Below are 19,804 nucleotides of genomic sequence, written 5' to 3'. Positions count from 1 at the left end.
GACCCGGTCCGGGCCGGTCAGTCCAAGCCGGTCAGTCCAGGCCGGTCAGTCCAGGCCGGTCAGTCCGGGCTACGGCGTCTCGGCGGTCAGATAGCGCTGGACGGTGGGTGCGAGCCAGGCGATCACCTCGTCGCGCGACATCTCGGCGGCGGGCCCGAACCGCAGCACATAGCGTACGAGCGCCATTCCGAGAATCTGCGAGGCGACGAGCGCCGCACGGCGGGACGCTTCGGCCGGAACGGGGCAGACCCCGACCGTGACCGCGCCGATCTGCCCGGCGAAGATCGCCCTCATCCGCTCGGCGCCCGCCTCGTTGGTGACGCTGACCCTGAGCATGCCCGTGAGCACGTCGTCACCCTCCCAGCGGTCCAGGAAATGCCCGACGAGCACCGCCCCCGCGTGCTTGCCCGGCAACGCGCCCAGCTCGGGTATCCGCAGGTCGATCGAGGAGGCGGCGACGAACAGCCCCTCCTTGTTGCCGTAGTAGCGCATCACCATCGACGGGTCGATGTTCGCGTCACGGGCGATGGCCCGGATGGTGGCGCGCTCATACCCGTCGGCGGCGAACCGCTCGCGTGCGGCATCGAGGATCGCGGCCTTGGTGGCATCCGAACGGCGGGGCGCGGTGGCGGGCTCTGTCATGCCAACAAATGTAGGCCAACAAGCGTTGACATGCCAGTCCCGCCGGAGCTACCGTTGCCAACAAGCGTTGACCAACACTCGTTGGCATAACGGCGACAGCTGTTGTACGGGCCCAGGAGGCAGTCATGACCACCACCCCGAGCACCGCACCCGAGACCGTCGACGTACTCATCGTGGGCGCGGGCCCCACCGGCCTGCTGCTGGCGGGGGATCTCGCCGCCCAGGGCATCTCCGTCACGCTCGTGGAGCGCCGCCCGCACCGGACGAACAACATGACGCGCGCCTTCGCCGTGCATGCCCGCACGCTCGAACTGCTCGACAGTCGCGGTCTGGCAGACGAGCTGATCAAGACGGGTATGCCCCTCACCTCCCTGCGCTTCTTCGGGAAGCTCTCGCTCGACCTCTCCCGGCTGCGCACCCGCTTCCCGTTCGTGCTGGTCACCCCGCAGTACGAGGTGGAGCGCGTGCTGGAGAGCCGGGCCCGCACCGCCGGTGTCCACTTCCGGTACGAGACGGAGCTGACCTCGCTCCACCAGAGCGCCGCAGCGCAATCCGTCACCGCCGAGCTGCGCGAGGCGGACGACAGCCGGACGACCCTCACCGCCCGCTATCTCGTCGGCGCCGACGGAATGCGCAGCCCCGTGCGCCATGCGCTCGGGCTTCCTTTCCCCGGCAGATCGGTGATCCGGTCGATCATCCTCGCCGATGTCCGGCTCACCGAAGATCCCTCCGACATCCTGGCGGTCAGCGGCGGGGGAGACGCCTTCGCCTTCATCGCACCCTTCGGCGACGGCTGGTACCGCGTGATGGGGTGGCACCGTGCGCGCCAGGCCGCCGACAGCGACCCCGTCGACCTCGACGAGCTGCGCGAGATCTGCCAAGCCGCCCTCGGCACCGACTTCGGCATGCACGGAGCCCGCTGGATCTCCCGCTTCCACAGCGACGAGCGCCAGGTGCCGTCCTACCGGACCGGCCGGGTCTTCCTCGCCGGGGACGCGGCCCACGTCCACTCCCCCGCGGGCGGCCAGGGCATGAACACCGGCCTCCAGGACGCGGCCAACCTCTCCTGGAAGCTCGCCGCCGTACTGCGGGGGCACACGGCCGCCCCGGAAGCGCTCCTCGACAGCTACCACGCCGAACGGCACCCGGTCGGCACGACAGTGCTCCGCACCAGCGGCGCGCTCGTCCGTCTCGCCATGGCCCGCACCCCGCTCCAGCGGACGGTCAGAGCCGCCACCGCCAGGACGCTGGCCATCGTCCGGCCCGCCTCGGACAAGGCCATCGGCATGGTCTCCGGCATCTCGATCGCCTACCGGGCCCCGCGCGGCGCGCATCCCCTGACCGCGAAGCGCGCCCCCGACCTGAGCCTCCGGGAGGGCCGCCTGCACCAACTGCTGCGCGACGGCACGTTCGTCCTGGTCACCCCCGAAGGCACCGCCACTCCGGCATCACCGGCCCCGCTGATGCACGCCCACTGGCAGGGCGACCGTGCCACCGCCCTGCTCGTCCGCCCCGACGGCTACATCGCCTGGGCGAGCGACCACCCCGACCCGGCGGCCCTGCGGGCCGCACTCGACCGATGAGCACGGGGCGGCCCGCGATGAACACAGGGCCCGCATCGCCGGTCCCCACGAGTACCGCGCCCGAACCAACCGCCGTGTCACCCTCAGGAGCTCAGAACACGTACTCGTCACCGGTGGCCGGGGCCAGCACCTCGTGGTCGTCGTTCCCGGGGTTCCGGTCGGTCGCTCCGCCGTTCCACAGGGTGTCGACCCGCACGACGACCTCGTCCGGCCGCCCGGCGAGCCGCAGTTCGAGAGCGAGCCTCCGCTCCTGCGCCCCGTCGGCGCGCAGGCTGCCCGTGCGGCACAGCACGGTCCGCCGGTCGGCCTGCAGACAGCTCGGCGGAAGTACCTGCCGTGCGGCGAGCGCCGTCGAGGTCCGCACGCGCACGGTCACTCCGGTCAGGCTCGACGGGCCGTGGTTCTCGGTCCGCACCCGGACCTTGAGCCCCGCACCCCACAGCAGGACATGCCCGTGGTGCGACACATCGGCCTCGGGCGCGATGCCCACGAGGGACTCGGGAAGAGCGGACGCCCCGGTGAGCGCGGAGGACGCCACGGCCGCGGAAGGCGCGGCAGGCACGGCAGCCGCGACCCCCGCCCCCAGCACCGTGCTCCCGGCCAACAGCGCCGTCACGGAGACGGCTCGCGCAGCTCTATGTGTCACTACCATGCCCCGAAGATACAGATCGCCCCGAATCATCCGTATTTACCGACCGGTTCGGCGCGCCCTTCCCTCCACATGACACGCTGCCCCCATGTCGATCGCCCGATCCGTCGCTCTCTTCGTCGTCGCCGCCCTTTTCGAGATCGGGGGCGCCTGGCTGGTCTGGCAGGGCGTGCGTGAACACCGGGGCTGGATCTGGATCGGGGCGGGCGTCATCGCGCTGGGTGCCTACGGCTTCGTCGCCACGCTCCAGCCGGACGGCGAGTTCGGCCGCATCCTCGCCGCCTACGGCGGGGTCTTCGTCGCCGGCTCGATCGCCTGGGGCATGGTCGCCGACGGCTACCGCCCCGACCGCTGGGACGTGATCGGCGCGCTGATCTGCCTGGCCGGCATGGCAGTGATCATGTACGCCCCCCGCAGTCACTGACCCCGCCCGCTACCGCCCACACCGCTTCCGCCCGCACCACTTCCTCCCCGCACCACTCCCACCCCGCACCGCACCACTTCCTCCCCGCACCACTCCCACCCCGCCCCGCACCACTTCCCCTCCCCGCACCACCACCCCACCCCGCCCCGCTCCACCCCGCGCCTGCCTATCCTGGCCCCCGTACCGATCAGCTGTCCGAGGAGTCCGCCATGGCCGCCACCCCGATCGCCGTCATCACCGGAGCGAGCAGCGGCATCGGCGCCGCGACCGCCCGACAGCTCGCCGCCGCCGGCTACCGCGTCGTGGTGACCGCCCGCCGCAAGGACCGCATCGAGGCGCTCGCCGCCGAGATCAACGAGGCCGGCCACCAGGCCACGGCCTACGCGCTGGACGTCACCGACCGCGATGCGGTGGACGAGTTCGCCACGGCGTTCCGTACCCTCGCGGTCCTCGTCAACAACGCGGGGGGCGCACTCGGGGCCGACCCCGTCGCCAGCGGCGACCCCGCCGACTGGCGCCAGATGTACGAGACCAACGTCATCGGCACGCTCAACGTCACCCAGGCCCTGCTCCCCGCCCTCACCGCGAGCGGCGACGGCACGGTGGTCATCCTCTCCTCCACCGCGGGCCTCTCCACGTACGAGGGCGGCGGCGGTTACGTGGCCGCCAAGCACGGCGAGCACGTCCTCGCCGAGACCCTCCGCCTGGAGATCGTCGGCACCCCGGTCCGCGTCATCGAGGTCGCCCCTGGCATGGTCAAGACCGAGGAGTTCGCCACCACCCGCTTCCGCGGCGACACCGAGAAGGCCGCCAAGGTGTACGCGGGCGTCGACGCCCCCCTCACCGCCGACGACGTGGCCGACACCATCTCCTGGGCCGTCACCCGGCCCAGCCACGTCAACATCGACCTCCTGGTCGTCCGCCCCCGCGCCCAGGCCTCCAACTCCAAGGTCCACCGCACCGCCTGACCGGACAGGAAGAGGCCCGGGACACACCACCCGCGTCCCGGGCCCCTCCGTCCACCGTGCGCGAAGAACCGGTTCAGCCCTTCACGCACACGATCTGCTTGAGCTTGGCGACGACCTCCACCAGGTCCCGCTGCTGCTCGATGACCTTCTCGATCGGCTTGTACGCGGCCGGAATCTCGTCCACGACGCCGGAGTCCTTACGGCACTCCACGCCCCGCGTCTGGTCCTCCAGGTCGCGCGTCGAGAAGCGCCGCTTCGCGGCGTTCCGGCTCATCTTCCGACCGGCGCCGTGCGAGGCCGAGTTGAACGACTTCTCGTTCCCGAGGCCCTTCACGATGTACGAACCGGTACCCATCGAACCCGGGATGATCCCGAAGTCCCCGGAACCCGCACGGATCGCGCCCTTCCGCGTGACCAGCAGGTCCATGCCCTCGTACCGCTCCTCCGCCACGTAGTTGTGATGGCAGGAGATGACCGGCTCGAAGGTCACCTTGGCCTTCTTGAACTCCTTGCGGACCACGTTCTGGAAGAGCGCCATCATGATGGCCCGGTTGTGCTTCGCGTACTCCTGCGCCCAGAACAGGTCATTCCGGTACGCCGCCATCTCCGGAGTGTCGGCGATGAACACCGCCAGATCCCGGTCGATCAGGTCCTGGTTGTGCGGCAGCTTCTGCGCCTGCCCGATGTGGAAGTCGGCCAGTTCCTTGCCGATGTTCCGCGATCCGGAGTGCAGCATCAGCCAGACCGAACCCGCCTCGTCGAGGCAGAACTCGATGAAGTGGTTGCCCGATCCGAGCGTCCCCATCTGCTTCGTGGCACGTTCCTGACGGAACTTGACCGCGTCGGCCACCCCGTCGAACCGTCCCCAGAAGTCGTCCCAGCCCGGCACCCGGAGGCCGTACAGCCGGTCCGGCTCCACGGCGTCGTCGTGCATGCCCCGGCCCACCGGAATGGCCTGCTCGATGCTCGACCGCAGCCGGGACAGGTCGCCCGGCAGGTCATTGGCCGTCAGGGAGGTCTTCACCGCGGACATTCCGCAGCCGATGTCCACACCGACCGCCGCCGGGCAGACCGCACCGTGCATCGCGATCACCGAACCGACCGTCGCGCCCTTACCGAAATGAACGTCCGGCATGACGGCGAGACCCTTGATCCAGGGCAGCGTGGCCACATTGTGCAGCTGCCGCATCGCGACGTCCTCGACCGAGGCCGGGTCGGCCCACATGCGGATGGGAACCTTCGCCCCCGGCACCTCTACATAAGACATAGTTCCTCGATTCCCCCGAAAAGTCTGAAAGCGCAAAACCGGTGCCAAGGTCGGCAAATGAGTCGGTCGACCGGCATTCACAGCGGCGCGTGCGATACACATTGTGTCCACCGGTCGCCATCGGGCGGCAACCGTTTTTCGCACGAAGGGAGCCCAGGACCGTGCGACGAATGGCCTTCGTAACCGGCACCGCGCTACTGGCAGCGCTCGTCGTCGGCTGCAGCGCCGACTCCGGAACCGGTGGTTCCGCAGCCGACAGCAAGCCCGGCGAGGAGACCGTCGCCGCCGCGACCCCGGGCAAGTACCGGACCCTTCCCGATCCTTGCCGCGCCATCGAGTCCTCGACGCTGAAGGAACTGCTCCCGGGCGCCGCCGAACTCAGCGAGGAACAGCAGCAGAAGGTGTACGAGGGCACCGCCTCCGTCACCTACGACACCGACCGCCGGGTCGGCTGCAGCTGGAAGTCCGAGGGCCCCTCCTCCTCGCGCACCCTGTTCATCGACTTCGAGCGCGTCGTGTCCTACGACCCCGCGGTGAGCGACGACGACCGCGCCCGCGAGGTGTACACGAAGAAGGAGACCGCCGCCGGACTGTCCTCCCCCTCCGCGACCCCCGACGCCACGAAGGGCACGGAGAACGCGGTGGACAAGGAAACCGGGAAGGACGAGGACGGGAAGAAGCAGACGACCGCCGCCTCCGACGACGCCTCCGACCCCACCTCGCACGCCCTGACCGGCCCCACCCCCGAGGACGACGGCACCGACGCGGCGACCGGCGGAGACACCGACGGCGACAACACCGACGACGGCACCGGAACCCCGGACGAGAGCCTTCAGCCGCGCGTCCTCGACGACCTCGGCGACAGTGCATTTCTGGACGATCTGCTCACCCGGGCAGGTTCCACCGCACAGCACCGCACGGTGAAGGTGGTATTCCGCACATCGAACGTCATCGTGACCGTCGAGTACGCCGAGCAGCCGGCCGTCTCCACCGTGGTCCCCGACAGCAAGGAACTGCAGGAGAAGGCCCAGGCAGTGGCCCGGAAGCTGGTAGAGAAGTTCAGCGAATGACCCGTCCCGGGCGCCCCTGACCCACGTCGCCCACGACCGTCGGACCCCCGGCCGAGGCGGCATCCGGTCGCAGTCCGTCGTACCGTGGCCCTCCGGAAAACCCTCCGGAGCAGCTTCCGGGAAACCCTCCGGAACATCGGCCGACCACTCTCCGGAACCCCGGCCGACCACCGCCCGACCACCCTCCGCACCCCCGCCCGACCACCGCCCGACCACCTGGCAGCCCGCCCGCCGCGCCACCCGAGTGAAGGAACCATGCACCGTTCAGCCCCGCGACTCTCCCGCATACTCGCCTGCGCCGCCGTCCCGGTGATGCTCGTCGTCGCCGGCTGCTCGTCGGACTCCGGCGACAAGAAGGAATCGGGCTCGTCCGCGTCGTCCGCATCGCCGAGCGCGAGCAAGAAGGCGGAACCGACCGTCGAGCCCGCGAAGTTCGCCGCGCTGCCCGACCCGTGCAAGTCGATCACCACGAAGACGGTCAGGTCCCTGGTTCCCTCGGCGAAGTCCAAGAACGGCACGGCCGCCAACTCCAGCGACATCACCTCTCGCGCCGGCTGCTCCTGGAACGGCCTCGACGACAACGGCGTGAAGGGCTCCCAGTACCGCTGGCTCGACGTCGGCTTCACCCGCTTCGACTCGGACCAGGCCCTGGGCAGCGGCGCCAAGCGTGCCCAGCAGGACTTCGCGAAGCAGGTCGAAAAGGCGAAGGCGACCGAGGGCGCCAAGAAGGTCGTCGAAGCGCCCGCCGGGGGCATCGGGGACCAGGCAAGCACGATCACCTACGACCTCAGCAAGACCGGCGAGGACTTCAAGTACGCCACGGTCGTGACCCGTACGGAGAACGTCGTCATCACCCTCACCTACAACGGTGCGGGCTACGCGGGCGCGAAGACCCCCTCCGCCGGCGACATCCTGAAGGGCGCCGAGAAGGCGGTCAAGGAAGCGGTGGCCGCGGTCGCCGCCGGCACGGACCCGGGCGACAAGTCCGGCACGGCCACGCCGGGCGAGAAGGCCACGGACAAGGCGGACGACCCCAAGTCCTCGGACAGCAAGACCGATGACGACAATTCCGACGACAGCAAGAAGTCGACGGACAAGAAGAAGACCTCCGCCCAGAAGTCCTCCGTCAGGAAGACCAGCTAGCAAACGCCCCGGCCCGGAGACGGCTTCACGAAGCCCGGTGCTCCCCCGAGCGCCGGGCTTCGCCCCTCCCCGCGCAACGCCCCGCGCCCTCATGTGCCAGGCTGTGCCCGCCGGAAGTCACAGCACGACGCCGGAACATGACGTCGGATACGGGAAACGGGGAGGGAACGCGGGTGGCCGCGATGCAGCTGACACGCACCCACCGGATACTCATCGGTCTCGTGGTCGCCGGAGCGGTGCTCATCGCCGCGATCGGGTTCGCGGGTTCGTACGCGGCGGTGCGCGAGCTCGCCCTCCAGAAGGGCTTCGGCGACTTCTCGCTGGTCTTCCCGATCGGCATCGACGCGGGGATCTGCGTCCTGCTCGCGCTGGACCTGCTGCTGACCTGGCTGCGCATCCCGTTCCCGCTGCTGCGCCAGACCGCCTGGCTGCTGACCGCCGCCACGATCGCCTTCAACGGCGCCGCGGCCTGGCCCGACCCGCTCGGCGTCGGCATGCACGCGGTCATCCCGGTGCTCTTCGTGGTCTCCGTCGAGGCCGCCCGCCACGCGGTGGGCCGGATCGCCGACATCACGGCCGACAAGCACATGGAGGGCGTCCGCCTCACCCGCTGGATGCTCTCCCCCATCCCCACGTTCAAGCTGTGGCGCCGGATGAAGCTCTGGGAGCTCCGCAGTTACGAGCAGGTCATCAAGCTCGAACAGGACCGGCTGATCTACCAGGCCCGCCTCCAGGCCCGCTTCGGCCGCAACTGGCGCCGCAAGGCCCCCGTCGAGTCCCTGATGCCGCTGCGCCTGGCGAAGTACGGCGTCCCGCTCGCCGAGACCGCGCCGGCCGGTCTTGCCGCCGCGGGCATCGAACCCGCCCTGCTCCCCCCGGCCCCCGTCCCGGCCCAGGTCGAATCGGGCGAGCCCCAGCCCGAGTTGCCGTACGCCCCCGAGCAGCAGTACGCCGAGCAGTACGAACAGGGCCACAAGCAGCACGAACACCACCAGCAGCACCAGCAGCACCAGCAGCACCAGCAACCCCAACAGCAACGCCCGCAGCACAGCCACCCCTCCGACCCCGGTGCCGCCGAGGAGTGGCCCCAGGAAGGACCCGGCTCGCACGAGAGCCCCTGGTTCGCGGCGCCCCAGGTCCCCGACGACGCGTACGAGAGCGCCTACAACCCGACGTACGTCGAGGGCCTGGAGCCGACCCCGGTGATGGTCCCCTCGGGCCCCGGCGGCCGCACCCGCCCCCTGGGCAGCGTGGGCACGATCGGCGCCGTCCCCGGCCCCCGCGCCGCGGAGCACCAGCAGCAGGAACAGCCCCGGCAGAACCACGAGGCCCAGGAAGAGCTCCAGGAACAGCTCCAGCTCCAGGAGCAGCCCCAGGAGCCCGAGCAGGACCCCGCCGAGTGGGCGCAGGAGGACGCGGAGTTCGCCGCGATCGCGTACGAGGTGTTCGCCGCGTTCGTGAACCAGCACAACGACTACCCGAGTGTCGACGCCCTGGACATACACGTCACGGACGGCCACAACGTCAGGCACCCGCGCAGCGCGGCGCTGATCCGCCGCATGATGCCGGAGTTCAAGAACCGCTACCACGCCGAACTCGAAGCGGACCACATCGCCTGAGAACCGCGGAGCCGACCACACAGCACGACCGGCAACGCGACGCCGAAGGGCCGCCACCCGATCCACCGGGTGACGGCCCTTCCGCACAGCACGGCCCGGAGCGGACCGGAGGCCGTTACGCGCCCAGCAGCCTGCGCACCCGGTCGGCGCCCACGGCCAGCAGCAGCGTGGGCAGCCGCGGCCCCGTGTCCCGGCTGACCAGCAGCCGGTACAGCAGCGCGAAGAACGAACGCTGCGCGACCTTCAGCTCGGGCGTCGGCCTGGCGTCCGGCTCCAGGCCCGCCAGGATCTTCGGCACGCCGTAGACGAGCGTGGTGAGCCCGTCCAGCGACCAGTGCGAGTCCAGCCCCTCCACGAGCAGCCGCAGCGACTGGCGACCCTGCTCGTCCAGCGAGCCGAGCAGCTCCTTGTCCGGCTCGTCGCGCACGATCGTGCGGGCCTCGGCCGGGACCTGGCTGGTGATCCAGTTCTCCGCGCGGTCCAGCCGCGGCCGCGCCTCGTCCAGCGAGGTCAGCGGATTCTCCGGGTCCAGCTCGCTCAGGATGCGCAGCGTCTGCTCGTCGTGCCCGGCCGTGATGTCGACGACCGAGGCGAGCGTCCGGTACGGCAGCGGGCGCGGCGTGCTCGGCAACTCACCGGCGGCCGTGCCGATGGCCCGCGAGTACGCGGCGGCGTCGGCCGGCAGCACCGAGCCGTCGGCGACCTTGCGCGCCAGCGAGTCCCACTCGTCGTAGAGCCGCTGGATCTCCTGGTCGAAGGCGATCTTGAAGGACTGGTTGGGCTTGCGGCGCGCGTACAGCCAGCGCAGCAGCGGCGCCTCCATGATCTTCAGCGCGTCGGCCGGGGTCGGCACGCCGCCCTTGCTGGAGGACATCTTCGCCATGCCTGAGATGCCGACGAAGGCGTACATCGGGCCGATCGGCTGCACCCCGTCGAAGATCTCGCGGACGATCTGGCCGCCGACGACGAACGACGAGCCCGGCGAGGAGTGGTCCACCCCGCTCGGCTCGAAGATCACGCCCTCGTACGCCCAGCGCATCGGCCAGTCGACCTTCCAGACCAGCTTGCCGCGGTTGAACTCGCTCAGCCGCACCGTCTCGGCGAAGCCGCAGGCCGTGCAGGTGTAGTTCAGCTCGGTGCTGTCGTCGTCGTACGACGTGACGGTGGTGAGGTCCTTCTCGCAGTTGCCGCAGTAGGGCTTGTACGGGAAGTAGCCGGACGAGCCGCCGCTGCCGTCGTCCTCGCTCGCCGCGCCGGAGCCCGCCTCGGCCTCCAGCTCGGCCTCGTCGACCTTCTTCTGCTGCTGCGGCTTCTTGCCGCCCTTGGCGCCCGCGGCCGCCGGGTCCTTCTTCGTCCGGTACCGGTCGAGGACGGCGTCGATGTCGGCGCGGTGCTTCATCGCGTGCAGGATCTGCTCGCGATAGGCGCCCGCCGTGTACTGCTCGGTCTGGCTGATGCCGTCGTACTCGACGCCCAGCTCGTCCAGGGCGGCGGTCATGGCGGCCTTGAAGTGCTCGGCCCAGTTCGGGTACGCGGACCCGGCCGGGGCGGGCACCGAGGTCAGCGGCTTGCCGATGTGCTCGGCCCAGGACTCGTCGATGCCCGGGACACCGTTCGGCACCTTGCGGTACCGGTCGTAGTCGTCCCACGAGATCAGGTGCCGGACGGTGTACCCCCGGCGGCGGATCTCGTCGGCGACCAGGTGCGGGGTCATGACCTCGCGGAGGTTGCCCAGGTGGATCGGGCCCGACGGGGAGAGGCCGGACGCGACGACGACCGGTTTGCCAGGCGCACGACGCTCCGATTCGGCGATGACATCGTCCGCGAAGCGGGAGACCCAGTCGGTCTCTGTGCTGCTCTGACTCTGAGCCACGGTCTGCACGTCCTTCTCTCTTGTAGGACTCGTAGGAAACACCCTTGTGGGACCTCATAGGGGCACGCCACGGGGGCACGCCCATTCTCCCAGGTCCCACCGGCAGCGCGAAAACGGCTTTACACCCCATGGGATACTGGGCGTGATCCCTTGTACTCCTACGGAAACGGCAGCCCGTCCCATGCCTGAGCACGGCTCGGTCAATTCCCTCGCTTCCACGCTCCAGCAGCAGCTGGCGGACGCCCTGACGGCAGCCCTGCCGGATGCCGGCACCGCGGACCCGCTGCTGCGCCGAAGCGACCGGGCCGACTTCCAGGCCAACGGCATCCTGGCCCTCGCCAAGAAACTCAAGGGCAACCCGCGCGAGCTCGCCGCTCAGGTCACGGCCGCGATCCCGGCGGGCGGGCTGATCAAGGAGATCGAGGTCTCCGGCCCCGGCTTCCTCAACATCACGCTCGCCGACCGGGCGATCATCGAGACCCTCGCCGCACGCGCCGCGGACGACGAGGACCGGCTCGGTGTGCCGTACAACAGCGCCGCGGGCACGACCGTCATCGACTACGCGCAGCCGAACGTGGCCAAGGAGATGCACGTCGGCCACCTGCGTTCCGCGGTGATCGGTGACGCGATGGCGCAGATCCTGGAGTTCACGGGCGAGTCCGTGGTCCGCAGGCACCACATCGGTGACTGGGGCACCCAGTTCGGCATGCTCATCCAGTACCTGACCGAGCACCCGGGCGAGCTGACCCACGAGGGCGACGGCGGCGAGGTGGACGGCGAGGCCGCCATGTCCTCGCTGAACCGGCTCTACAAGGCCTCCCGCGCGCTCTTCGACTCCGACGAGGAGTTCAAGGCCCGCTCCCGGGACCGCGTCGTGGCCCTCCAGGCCGGTGACGAGGAGACGCTCGCCATGTGGCAGCGCTTCGTCGACGAGTCGAAGATCTACTTCTACTCGGTCTTCAACAAGCTCGACATGGAGATCCGGGACGCCGACATCGTCGGCGAGTCCGGCTACAACGACATGCTTGAGGAGACCTGCCGGATCCTTGAGGAGTCGGGCGTCGCCGTCCGCTCCGAGGGCGCGCTCTGTGTCTTCTTCGACGACGTGAAGGGCCCGGACGGCAACCCGACGCCGCTGATCGTCAAGAAGTCGAACGGCGGCTACGGCTACGCGGCGACCGACCTCTCCGCGATCCGCGACCGGGTGCAGAACCTCAAGGCGAACACCCTGCTGTACGTCGTGGACGCCCGGCAGGCCCTGCACTTCAAGATGGTCTTCGAGACGGCCCGCCGGGCCGGCTGGCTGAACGAGGACGTCAAGGCCGTCCAGCTCGCCTTCGGCACGGTGCTCGGCAAGGACGGCAAGCCGTTCAAGACCCGTGAGGGCGAGACGGTCCGGCTGGCCGACCTCCTGGACGAGGCGATCGACCGGGCGTCCACCGTCGTGCGCGAGAAGGCCAAGGACCTCACCGAGGACGAGATCACCGAGCGCGCCACGCAGGTCGGCATCGGCGCGGTGAAGTACGCGGACCTGTCCACGTCGGCCGCCCGCGACTACAAGTTCGACCTGGACCAGATGGTCTCGCTGACCGGCGACACCAGCGTGTACATCCAGTACGCGCACGCCCGGTCCCGCTCGATCAAGCGCAAGGCGGGCGAGCTGAAGTCCCAGCCCCACCCGGAGCTGGAGCTGGCCCCGGCCGAGCGCGCGCTGGCCCTGCACCTGGACCAGTTCGCCGAGGTCGTGGCCGAGGTCGCCGCCGCGTACGAGCCGCACAAGCTGGCCTCGTACCTCTACCAGCTGTCGTCGCTCTTCACGACGTTCTACGACCAGTGCCCGGTGCTCAAGCCCGAGGTTCCGGGCGATGTGGCCGAGAACCGCCTCTTCCTCTCGGACCTCACCGCCCGCACCCTGCACCGGGGCATGGAGCTGCTCGGCATCCGGACCCCCGAGCGCCTCTGACCGCCGGGCGCCCCTGCCCGGGGCGCCCGCCCGTACGCACCGGCCCGGTGGCCGTGACCACGAGGGACGCTAGTCCCACTCCTTGGTCACCCACTGGGCCGTGTCGTACCGGTACATGTACTTCGGCCGCGCCTGGATGCTGCTGGTACGGAAGGGCTTCCCGCCGTCGTCGATGCGCAGCATCCCCGTCCGGCCTCCGCTGCTCCACTCCAGGTCCAGGTACCAGCTGACGTCGTGCCCTTCGACGTGGACCTTGAGGTCGAGCACCTCCACATCGGTGGAGGTCACCTTGAACGGGAAGTCCTTCGGCGGCACCCGTGTATCCCCCTGCTGCCCCGCCACCGGGGTGAGGTTCGGCCGGCTGTCGTCGAGGTCGACGTCGAAGGACTGCGGAGTGACACCGCTCCCGCAGCCCTCGCCCATCGAGTACGCCGACCACGCCAGCGGCGCCTTCCGGGACAGCGTCCGCACATGCAGTCCGTTCAGCACGACGGCCTGCCCCGACTTCCCCTGCACGGTGACTTCGAGCTGCATGCTGCCGCCGTCCACCCCGCCGAGCGCCTTGGCCCAGCCCCGGGTGCCCTGCGGCGCGGGCGGCGGAGGCACATCCTCCGGCTTCTGGTCCAGTACGTAGTGCTGGCCGCAGGGCTCTTCCCAGTTGTACGAGCTGATGGTGGCGCTCAGCGGCACGCCCCCGCTCTGCCGGCCACCCGAGCCGGATCCCGAGCCACGTCCCCCGGTCGTGGCGGAGGCGCCGCCGGACGGCGGGGCCGAGACGGTCCCCGAGCCGGACGGCACGGGCTTGCCCGACTTCTTCGCGCTCGGTGAGGCGGTGACGCTCGCGTCGTCGCCGGGCCCGGCGATCTCGGCCTCGTCCGGGCCCTTCGCGTCCACGGCGGGGATGTTGCTGAGATCGTCCTTGTCCGTGCCCGACAGATTGCTGACGACGATCGAGGTCGGCACGGTCAGCGCGACAACGGCGACGGCCGCGAGCAGTACCTTCGTCCGCGCGGAGGCCAGGAACCGCCGGGGCCGGCTCGGCCCACCGGCCAGAATCGTGGGTTCGGGTTCGGGTTCGGGTTCGGGTTCGGGTTCGGGTTCGGGCGCATGCTCGGACTCGGGTTCAGGTTCGGGCGTGCTCTCGGACGCGTCGCCACGGGTCTCTGCCCCTGCCCCGGAAACCTCAACCGGCTCCGGCTCCGGCTTCCCGGAGACAGGAGCGGGAACAGGGGCAGCCGCGGAAGCAGTTGCGGCAGGGCGTCGCCGCGCCGCGTCCGCCACGATCCACCGCCGGTGCAGCTCCACCAGCTCCTCCGGAGTCGCCGCACACAACCGCGCCAGCCGCTCCACCGGGGCGTACTCGTTCGGCACCGCGTCACCGTTGCAGTACCGGTGCAGCGTCGACGTACTGACGTGCAGTCTCCCGGCGAGCACCCCGTAGCTGCGTCCCGAACGCTCCTTCAGTTCCTTCAGCAGAGCCGCGAACTCCCCGGCCTCCGGCGTCACCACTGCGGCGTTCCCCCTCCTGGTCCGTCCCGGAACGCCGTTCCAGGGACGTGGAATCTGCCCAGGTCACAGTACGCGCAGCCATTCCAGCATCCCCAATGGGCTGTTCGGCGTTGCGGCCGGAATCCGTCGCCCCGCAATCTGTGAACACACCGCAGCGACCACCGGGACAACGCAGTGCGAATCCACTTCCGCATCGAGCCCATCGATGCCGTGGCCATCGGAGTGGTGATCGTGTCCACCGCGATCGTCATGGTCCTGATCTGCCACAACTGACCGAACACCATCACCAGCACACGGGGAGTACCAGCACCATGCGCAACCACATCCGCACCACCGCCCTTGCCGCGACCGCCCTCCTGGCCGCCCTCTCGCTCACCGCCTGCGGCGGCAACGAGGACGGGAACGACGGCAAGTCCGGCGCGGGGGCTCCGGCAGCGAGCACCACCGCCACCGCCCCCGACACGGGCAAGGACGCAAAGGAGACCGACAGCGGCACGGCCGACGCCCCCGCCGAGACCGTCTCCACCGCGGCCAAGGGCTCCACCGGCGGCAGCAGGAGCGGGAAGAGCAGCGCCGGCTCCACCGGCAGCGGCAGCAAGTCCCCCGTCACCTGCACCGGCTCGAACACCAAGGTCACCGTCAGCAAGGTGAGCCGCCCCATCAACCACCTGCTGCTCACGGCGACCAACACCGGCTCCGTGCCCTGCTACGCGTACCACGCGCCGGCACTCCGTTTCGATGACGCCCAGTCCGCCTTCCCGGTCCTCCGCGACAGCATCCCGCAGGCCGTGGTCACCCTCGCGCCGGGCCAGTCCGCCTACGCCTCCATCGGGCTGTCCGGTGAGCCCGACGGCCAGGAACTGCACAAGAGCGCCCACCTCTCGGTGTACTTCACCGGAAAGGCCAACCAGGGCTCAACGGGCGCCCCGGCCGAGCTGACCCTCCCCGCCGGCACCACCTGGGGCGACAACGGCTTCGTCACCTACTGGCAGAGCGAGATGGCCGACGCCCTCACGTACTGATCCTCCGGTGTCCGGCCTCGGTGGAGGCGGCGAGCCCCACAGCCGTGCCGCACCGGACCGCGGGCCGCCCCTCACCTCGCCGCGGGCACGGCCAGGGTCTTTCGTCTGGATCGGGCCGGATCGGGGAGTGGGGTCCGGTGTCGTGCATCGCAGGGCGGAGGGGGAGCCGGATGGGGTCTCCCCTGGTCGAGCGGGGCCGAGAGCTCGGGAAAGGAGCCCTGGCTACCGACGACAACGCGGCGAGGTGCGGCACCGGGGCACGCGAGCCCGGCCTGATCCGAACGAGAGGCCCTACGGGCGGATCGAGGGGCGGCCCTCGGACAGCGCCGTCCGGACGGCCGCCTCGATGTCATCGCTCCGGGCGTCCGAACCCCCGGGGCCGAGGTTCACCATGACCGTCGCCCGCCTGCCGTCGACCGTGGCACCGGCCATCGTCTCGTAACCCAGGAAGTCACCGGCGTGCCCCCAGTAGAGGCCGCCACCGGGCAGCGGCCTGCTCTCCAGGCCGAGGCCGTACGCGCGACCGTCCTTGCCGCCGGTGCACCGGGTCTTCATCATTTCCCGGAGCTCGGCCGGGCGCAGCAGGTCGCCGCGGAGGAGGGCGCCCAGGAACCGGTTGAGGTCGGTACCGCTGGAGATCATCCCGCCGGCCGCGCCGCCGACGGACGGGTCGACCCTCGTGATGTCCAGGAGCGGCGCGTCCTTGCCGGGCTGCGCGTATCCGCGCGGGTGCGGGCCGGGAATCGCCGAGGCGCGCGGCACGTACGTCTCGCGCAGGTGCAGCGGTTCGATGATGCGCTCGCGGACCTCCTCGGCGTATGTGCGGCCGGTCACCTTCTCGATGATCAGGCCGGCGAGCAGATAGCCCGTGTTGGAGTAGTCCCAGTCGGTCCCCGGCTCGAAGACCCGGGGGTGCTTGAGCGCCAGTTCCACGAGGTCGCGGGGGTCGTAGCGGACCAGCGGGTTCGAGACGATCTCCTGCGGCTTGAGGTGGTCGAGGAAATCGGGCAGGCCGCTGGTGTGCTGGAGAAGCTGACGGACGGTGATCTTCCGTCCGTCGTTGCCGTGTCCGCGGACGACGCCGGGCAGATAGCGCTCCACCGGAGCGTCGAGGCGGACACGATGCTCTCCCACCAGTTGGAGCACGGCCGTCGCCGTGAACATCTTGGTCATGCTGCCGATCCGGAACCTGCTGTCGCGGCGGACCGGCGCGTGGCTCTCCACGTTCGCGACACCGCTGGTCAGCACCGTGCTGCCGCGCCGGTCCCGCACCTCGGCGAGGGCTCCGGGCGCGCCGTCGACAGTGGTCAGCCGCTGGAGGATCTCCTGCAGCCGGGCGTGGCCGGTGGCGGACCCGTGGCCCGCGGACTCCGCGGCGGCGGTCGTGGCGGCGGCGCTCCCCGGGAGCGCGGCCCCCGCGACGCCGAGCGCCACTGCGAGTGTGAGTGCACCGGCCAGCGCACGCTTGTGCTTCGCCACGTGTACGTCCTCAATCCTCGAAGTCATGGCTGCGGCCCAGTGCCTGACGATTCCTCATCCCCGCTGCCCCGTGCCCTCCACGGTGCCCGCCTGGTGCGGGCCGGCGCGATGGGGCAATCATCCGGATCGGTGGTCGGGTTACCCCCCTGTCGCAGCGACCGCGCCCGGCCCTGCCCCGCAACGGGAAACAACGGCTCAAACACCGCCCGCCGCCCACCGGCCACCGGCCACCGGAAGGCCCCCCTCGCCCCACTCCGTGATCCCCACGAAGCGAGACCCGGCACTGCGGCAACTCACGTTCCCCCAAGGGAAGTCGATCGTAGAATAGGAGGTCGAGCCCGAGGGGGAAATGTGCGTACGAGGAGCGGTCGTACGCCGTCGTCATCACGCAGACACGCTGCCGCGACCGTCGCCACGGTCGCGGCGCTGGTGCTGATCACCGGCTGCGGAAAGGCGGGCGACGGCCATCCGTCGGGTATGCCCCGGACATCCGCCACCGCCGTCGCTCCGCCGACCCCCTCCGTGAATCCGTCGTACGGAGAGCAGTTCCTCGCCGAGGGCGAGTGCGCGGCCGCCGAGCCGGGCCAGAAGGTCGTCTACCGCGAGGTTCCCTGCGACGGTCCCGAGGCCGTCGCGAAGGTCATCGACCGGGCCGACATCGGCCTCCCCGATCCCTTCGGAGCCACCGCCTGTTCCGACAACGCCGACTTCGCGGTCAACGTGCCGGTCAGCATGGCGGTCCTGGAGGACAGGCCGGTCTCCGGCGAGGGTTACGCCTGCATGCGCAATCTGAAGGCCCCGCACCCCGGCGACCCGGGCGGGGGCGGTGGCCCGCGGATCGAGGTCGGTGACTGCGTGCACGGCACGGCCGAGGCCGGGAGTTCCGTCTCGGAAGTGGCCTGCCGGGCAAAGGGCAAGAAGGACCGCGCCACCCACAAGGTCACGAAGATCATCGAGGACGCCGTCGTGGGCGGCTTCGACGACCCGTGCGACGGCGAGGCGGACGCCATGTTCACCGAGAACTCGCTGATCGACGACGACCCGGTGCACAGCGACCGTCTCCTCTGCGCCGACAGGCTCTAGAGCCGTACGGGAGAGGGCTGCCATGTCCGAGGCGAGCGACCGGGTCCGTCCCGGCGGACCGACCCGGCTCAAATCCCTGGCCTCCATTGCCGCCGCCGCGCTCCTGGCCGCCCTCCTGCCGGTCCTGGTCGCCCTGTGGGTCGCAGACGGCGCCCGGAAACTGATCACCGGCGAGTCCGCCACCGTCCGCAGCGTCACGCAGTGCGTGGAAGGCGGGCCGCAGCTGCCGGCCTCGCACTGCTACGGGACGTGGGCGTTCGCGGACGGCCGTACCGCCTCCGGCAAGATCTCCGGCGCCGAAGTGTCCGCCGGTGACACGATCTTCGCGGGCGCCGGCTGGGCGTACGACTCCACGTCACCGCTGCACCGGCAGGTCTGGGTTCCGGTCACGGTCTTCGGTGCCGGAGCCGCCGTCCTGGCCGTCTCCTGGCTGAACCACCGCAGGAACCAAGGCCGTTCCGCCCCGGACCGGGACGGGTGACCGGCGCCGGGGTCAGCCGGTCGTTCCGTACGAGGGGTCTCGGACGCCGTCCGGCGTACGGGGAGCACGCCGCATGGCCCACAGCTTCGGTCCGCCGCCCGGCAGTTCCGCCTCGCCGAGCACGGTGAAGCCGAAGTGCTCGGAGAAGGGCAGGTTGTCCGGCTTGGAGGACTCCAGGTAGACGGGCAGGCCCGCCGCGTCGGCCTTGGCCAGGCCGGAGCGCAGCAGTACCGCCCCGTGCCCCTGTCCCCGGGCGGCCGGGTCCGCGCCGACCACCGCCAGGTGCCAGTGCGGCTCCTTCGGCCCGTGCTCGGCCGCCGCCCCGACGGCCGAGCGGAACAGCGAAGCCCGGTCGCCGAGGATGCTCTCCGGTTCCTGGACGGTCTCCGCGTCGGGAACGGCCTTCTTCCGGCCCTCCGGCGACACCCAGAAAGGCACTGGCCGGCATGCGGCCGATCTGCTCAGCATCGTCGACCGTTGCCGTTTTCGGGGTGTTCGTCATCGGCATACGGCTCACTGCACTCTTGGTGATCAGCGACGGACGGCGGGCGGCCCGTCACCCGATCCAGGTTTCCACGGATTCGGCTTTGTACGTGGGTGCCCCGAGGAAGAGGTTCGACGGAGGGCGGCCGATGGCCGCGACGTTCACGACCGTCATCCCGACCCGTCGGCGCCCGCTGGACGTGTCCCGCCAACGCAGCCACTGCCCGGACCTCAACCGGCGGGCAGGAGGAGCGGTGACCCGCCGGTTCCGGTCGGCGAAGACACGTACGCCGTCGGCCTCCATCGCGAGCCGCAACGGCGTGTCGCTCTCCAGCGGGCGAAAACTGTCGAACGTACGAAAGCGCGGCACGAACCCGTTCCACTCGTCGCACTCCACGCGGTGGACAACGGGCCCGGACACCCCCTCGGGCAGCAGGAACCCCTTCGGCACCCTGCTCCGCAGCCGGGCCCCCTCGCCGCCCCTCGACGACACGGACCACCGCACGACGATGATCTGCACGACCACGCTGTCCGCATCCACACCGC

The 19,804-nt window shown here is 70.5% G+C and carries 17 protein-coding genes and 1 pseudogene; 10 read left to right on the top strand and 8 right to left on the bottom strand.

What is annotated here, in order from left to right; genetic code table 11:
* Positions 1–69 precede the first annotated feature (69 nt).
* Entirely contained in the window at positions 70–642 is a 573-nt protein-coding gene (locus ACFVH0_RS23560) for a TetR family transcriptional regulator (protein ID WP_385822990.1), read from the bottom strand.
* 125 nt (positions 643–767) lie between these two features.
* Between ACFVH0_RS23560 and ACFVH0_RS23555 the strand changes: the two genes are divergently transcribed.
* Positions 768–2,225: an FAD-dependent monooxygenase gene (locus ACFVH0_RS23555; RefSeq protein WP_385822988.1), complete on the top strand. Its 1,458-nt coding sequence runs from the start codon at positions 768–770 to the stop codon at positions 2,223–2,225.
* Positions 2,226–2,316: 91 nt separating this feature from the next.
* On the opposite strand, the gene ACFVH0_RS23550 is transcribed toward ACFVH0_RS23555, so the two are convergent.
* The gene (locus tag ACFVH0_RS23550) at positions 2,317–2,877 is read right to left on the bottom strand and encodes a hypothetical protein (protein WP_385822986.1); all 561 of its coding nucleotides are present in this window, start codon (positions 2,875–2,877) and stop codon (positions 2,317–2,319) included.
* Positions 2,878–2,962: 85 nt separating this feature from the next.
* Between ACFVH0_RS23550 and ACFVH0_RS23545 the strand changes: the two genes are divergently transcribed.
* Complete coding sequence (locus ACFVH0_RS23545) at positions 2,963–3,298, top strand: YnfA family protein (protein ID WP_259930096.1); 336 nt, start codon at positions 2,963–2,965, stop codon at positions 3,296–3,298.
* Between the two features lie 209 nt (positions 3,299–3,507).
* Positions 3,508–4,266 (top strand): SDR family NAD(P)-dependent oxidoreductase, encoded by a 759-nt coding sequence (locus tag ACFVH0_RS23540; RefSeq protein WP_385822984.1) that lies wholly within the window; start codon positions 3,508–3,510, stop codon positions 4,264–4,266.
* Between the two features lie 73 nt (positions 4,267–4,339).
* Here ACFVH0_RS23540 and ACFVH0_RS23535 read toward each other — a convergent pair whose 3' ends face one another.
* Positions 4,340–5,533, bottom strand: a complete 1,194-nt coding sequence (locus ACFVH0_RS23535; RefSeq protein ID WP_385822982.1) for an RtcB family protein — start codon at positions 5,531–5,533, stop codon at positions 4,340–4,342.
* A gap of 170 nt (positions 5,534–5,703) precedes the next feature.
* Here ACFVH0_RS23535 and ACFVH0_RS23530 point away from each other — a divergent pair, with 170 nt between their 5' ends.
* From ACFVH0_RS23530 to ACFVH0_RS23520, 3 genes are all read left to right on the top strand, one after another.
* The gene (locus ACFVH0_RS23530) at positions 5,704–6,603 is read left to right on the top strand and encodes a DUF3558 domain-containing protein (protein WP_385822979.1); all 900 of its coding nucleotides are present in this window, start codon (positions 5,704–5,706) and stop codon (positions 6,601–6,603) included.
* Positions 6,604–6,858: 255 nt separating this feature from the next.
* Positions 6,859–7,746 (top strand): DUF3558 family protein, encoded by an 888-nt coding sequence (locus ACFVH0_RS23525; protein WP_385822977.1) that lies wholly within the window; start codon positions 6,859–6,861, stop codon positions 7,744–7,746.
* A gap of 173 nt (positions 7,747–7,919) precedes the next feature.
* A complete protein-coding gene (locus ACFVH0_RS23520) occupies positions 7,920–9,365 on the top strand; it encodes a DUF2637 domain-containing protein (protein ID WP_385822975.1) in 1,446 nt (481 codons plus the stop codon).
* Between the two features lie 115 nt (positions 9,366–9,480).
* Here ACFVH0_RS23520 and lysS read toward each other — a convergent pair whose 3' ends face one another.
* Positions 9,481–11,247 (bottom strand): lysine--tRNA ligase, encoded by a 1,767-nt coding sequence (gene lysS, locus ACFVH0_RS23515; protein WP_385822974.1) that lies wholly within the window; start codon positions 11,245–11,247, stop codon positions 9,481–9,483.
* 172 nt (positions 11,248–11,419) lie between these two features.
* On the opposite strand from lysS, the gene argS reads away from it, so the two are divergent.
* The gene (argS, locus tag ACFVH0_RS23510) at positions 11,420–13,201 is read left to right on the top strand and encodes an arginine--tRNA ligase (protein WP_385822972.1); all 1,782 of its coding nucleotides are present in this window, start codon (positions 11,420–11,422) and stop codon (positions 13,199–13,201) included.
* 69 nt (positions 13,202–13,270) lie between these two features.
* On the opposite strand, the gene ACFVH0_RS23505 is transcribed toward argS, so the two are convergent.
* On the bottom strand, positions 13,271–14,710 hold the full coding sequence (locus ACFVH0_RS23505) for a helix-turn-helix domain-containing protein (protein ID WP_385822970.1): 1,440 nt from the start codon (positions 14,708–14,710) through the stop codon (positions 13,271–13,273).
* Between the two features lie 311 nt (positions 14,711–15,021).
* On the opposite strand from ACFVH0_RS23505, the gene ACFVH0_RS23500 reads away from it, so the two are divergent.
* Positions 15,022–15,732: a DUF4232 domain-containing protein gene (locus ACFVH0_RS23500; RefSeq protein ID WP_385822969.1), complete on the top strand. Its 711-nt coding sequence runs from the start codon at positions 15,022–15,024 to the stop codon at positions 15,730–15,732.
* A gap of 291 nt (positions 15,733–16,023) precedes the next feature.
* Here the strand turns inward: ACFVH0_RS23500 and ACFVH0_RS23495 are convergent, their stop codons facing one another.
* The gene (locus ACFVH0_RS23495) at positions 16,024–17,211 is read right to left on the bottom strand and encodes a serine hydrolase domain-containing protein (protein WP_385822968.1); all 1,188 of its coding nucleotides are present in this window, start codon (positions 17,209–17,211) and stop codon (positions 16,024–16,026) included.
* 351 nt (positions 17,212–17,562) lie between these two features.
* Here ACFVH0_RS23495 and ACFVH0_RS23490 point away from each other — a divergent pair, with 351 nt between their 5' ends.
* Together ACFVH0_RS23490 and ACFVH0_RS23485 are read left to right on the top strand one after the other, a co-directional pair.
* The gene (locus ACFVH0_RS23490; RefSeq protein ID WP_385822966.1) at positions 17,563–18,294 is read left to right on the top strand and encodes a hypothetical protein; all 732 of its coding nucleotides are present in this window, start codon (positions 17,563–17,565) and stop codon (positions 18,292–18,294) included.
* 22 nt (positions 18,295–18,316) lie between these two features.
* Positions 18,317–18,775, top strand: coding sequence for a hypothetical protein (locus tag ACFVH0_RS23485; protein WP_385822964.1), 459 nt, complete (start codon positions 18,317–18,319; stop codon positions 18,773–18,775).
* 12 nt (positions 18,776–18,787) lie between these two features.
* Here the strand turns inward: ACFVH0_RS23485 and ACFVH0_RS23480 are convergent.
* Positions 18,788–19,207 (bottom strand): annotated as a pseudogene (locus ACFVH0_RS23480) (GNAT family N-acetyltransferase); the annotation flags it as partial.
* Between the two features lie 124 nt (positions 19,208–19,331).
* Positions 19,332–19,799 (bottom strand): hypothetical protein, encoded by a 468-nt coding sequence (locus tag ACFVH0_RS23475; RefSeq protein ID WP_385822962.1) that lies wholly within the window; start codon positions 19,797–19,799, stop codon positions 19,332–19,334.
* Positions 19,800–19,804 lie beyond the last annotated feature (5 nt).

Source organism: Streptomyces sp. NPDC127117 (assembly GCF_042677325.1).
In the GTDB taxonomy this organism is placed as follows: Bacteria; Actinomycetota; Actinomycetes; order Streptomycetales; family Streptomycetaceae; genus Streptomyces.
This window is presented reverse-complemented; position numbering and strand designations above follow the sequence as displayed.

Excerpts from the sequence above, each read along its gene's own strand:
- ACFVH0_RS23560 (WP_385822990.1), bottom strand. The coding sequence starts at position 642 with ATGACAGAGCCCGCCACCGCGCCCCGCCGTTCGGATGCCACCAAGGCC.
- ACFVH0_RS23555 (WP_385822988.1), top strand. The coding sequence starts at position 768 with ATGACCACCACCCCGAGCACCGCACCCGAGACCGTCGACGTACTCATC.
- ACFVH0_RS23550 (WP_385822986.1), bottom strand. The coding sequence starts at position 2,877 with ATGGTAGTGACACATAGAGCTGCGCGAGCCGTCTCCGTGACGGCGCTG.
- ACFVH0_RS23545 (WP_259930096.1), top strand. The coding sequence starts at position 2,963 with ATGTCGATCGCCCGATCCGTCGCTCTCTTCGTCGTCGCCGCCCTTTTC.
- ACFVH0_RS23540 (WP_385822984.1), top strand. The coding sequence starts at position 3,508 with ATGGCCGCCACCCCGATCGCCGTCATCACCGGAGCGAGCAGCGGCATC.
- ACFVH0_RS23535 (WP_385822982.1), bottom strand. The coding sequence starts at position 5,533 with ATGTCTTATGTAGAGGTGCCGGGGGCGAAGGTTCCCATCCGCATGTGG.
- ACFVH0_RS23530 (WP_385822979.1), top strand. The coding sequence starts at position 5,704 with ATGGCCTTCGTAACCGGCACCGCGCTACTGGCAGCGCTCGTCGTCGGC.
- ACFVH0_RS23525 (WP_385822977.1), top strand. The coding sequence starts at position 6,859 with ATGCACCGTTCAGCCCCGCGACTCTCCCGCATACTCGCCTGCGCCGCC.
- argS (WP_385822972.1), top strand. The coding sequence starts at position 11,420 with ATGCCTGAGCACGGCTCGGTCAATTCCCTCGCTTCCACGCTCCAGCAG.
- ACFVH0_RS23500 (WP_385822969.1), top strand. The coding sequence starts at position 15,022 with ATGCGCAACCACATCCGCACCACCGCCCTTGCCGCGACCGCCCTCCTG.
- ACFVH0_RS23485 (WP_385822964.1), top strand. The coding sequence starts at position 18,317 with ATGTCCGAGGCGAGCGACCGGGTCCGTCCCGGCGGACCGACCCGGCTC.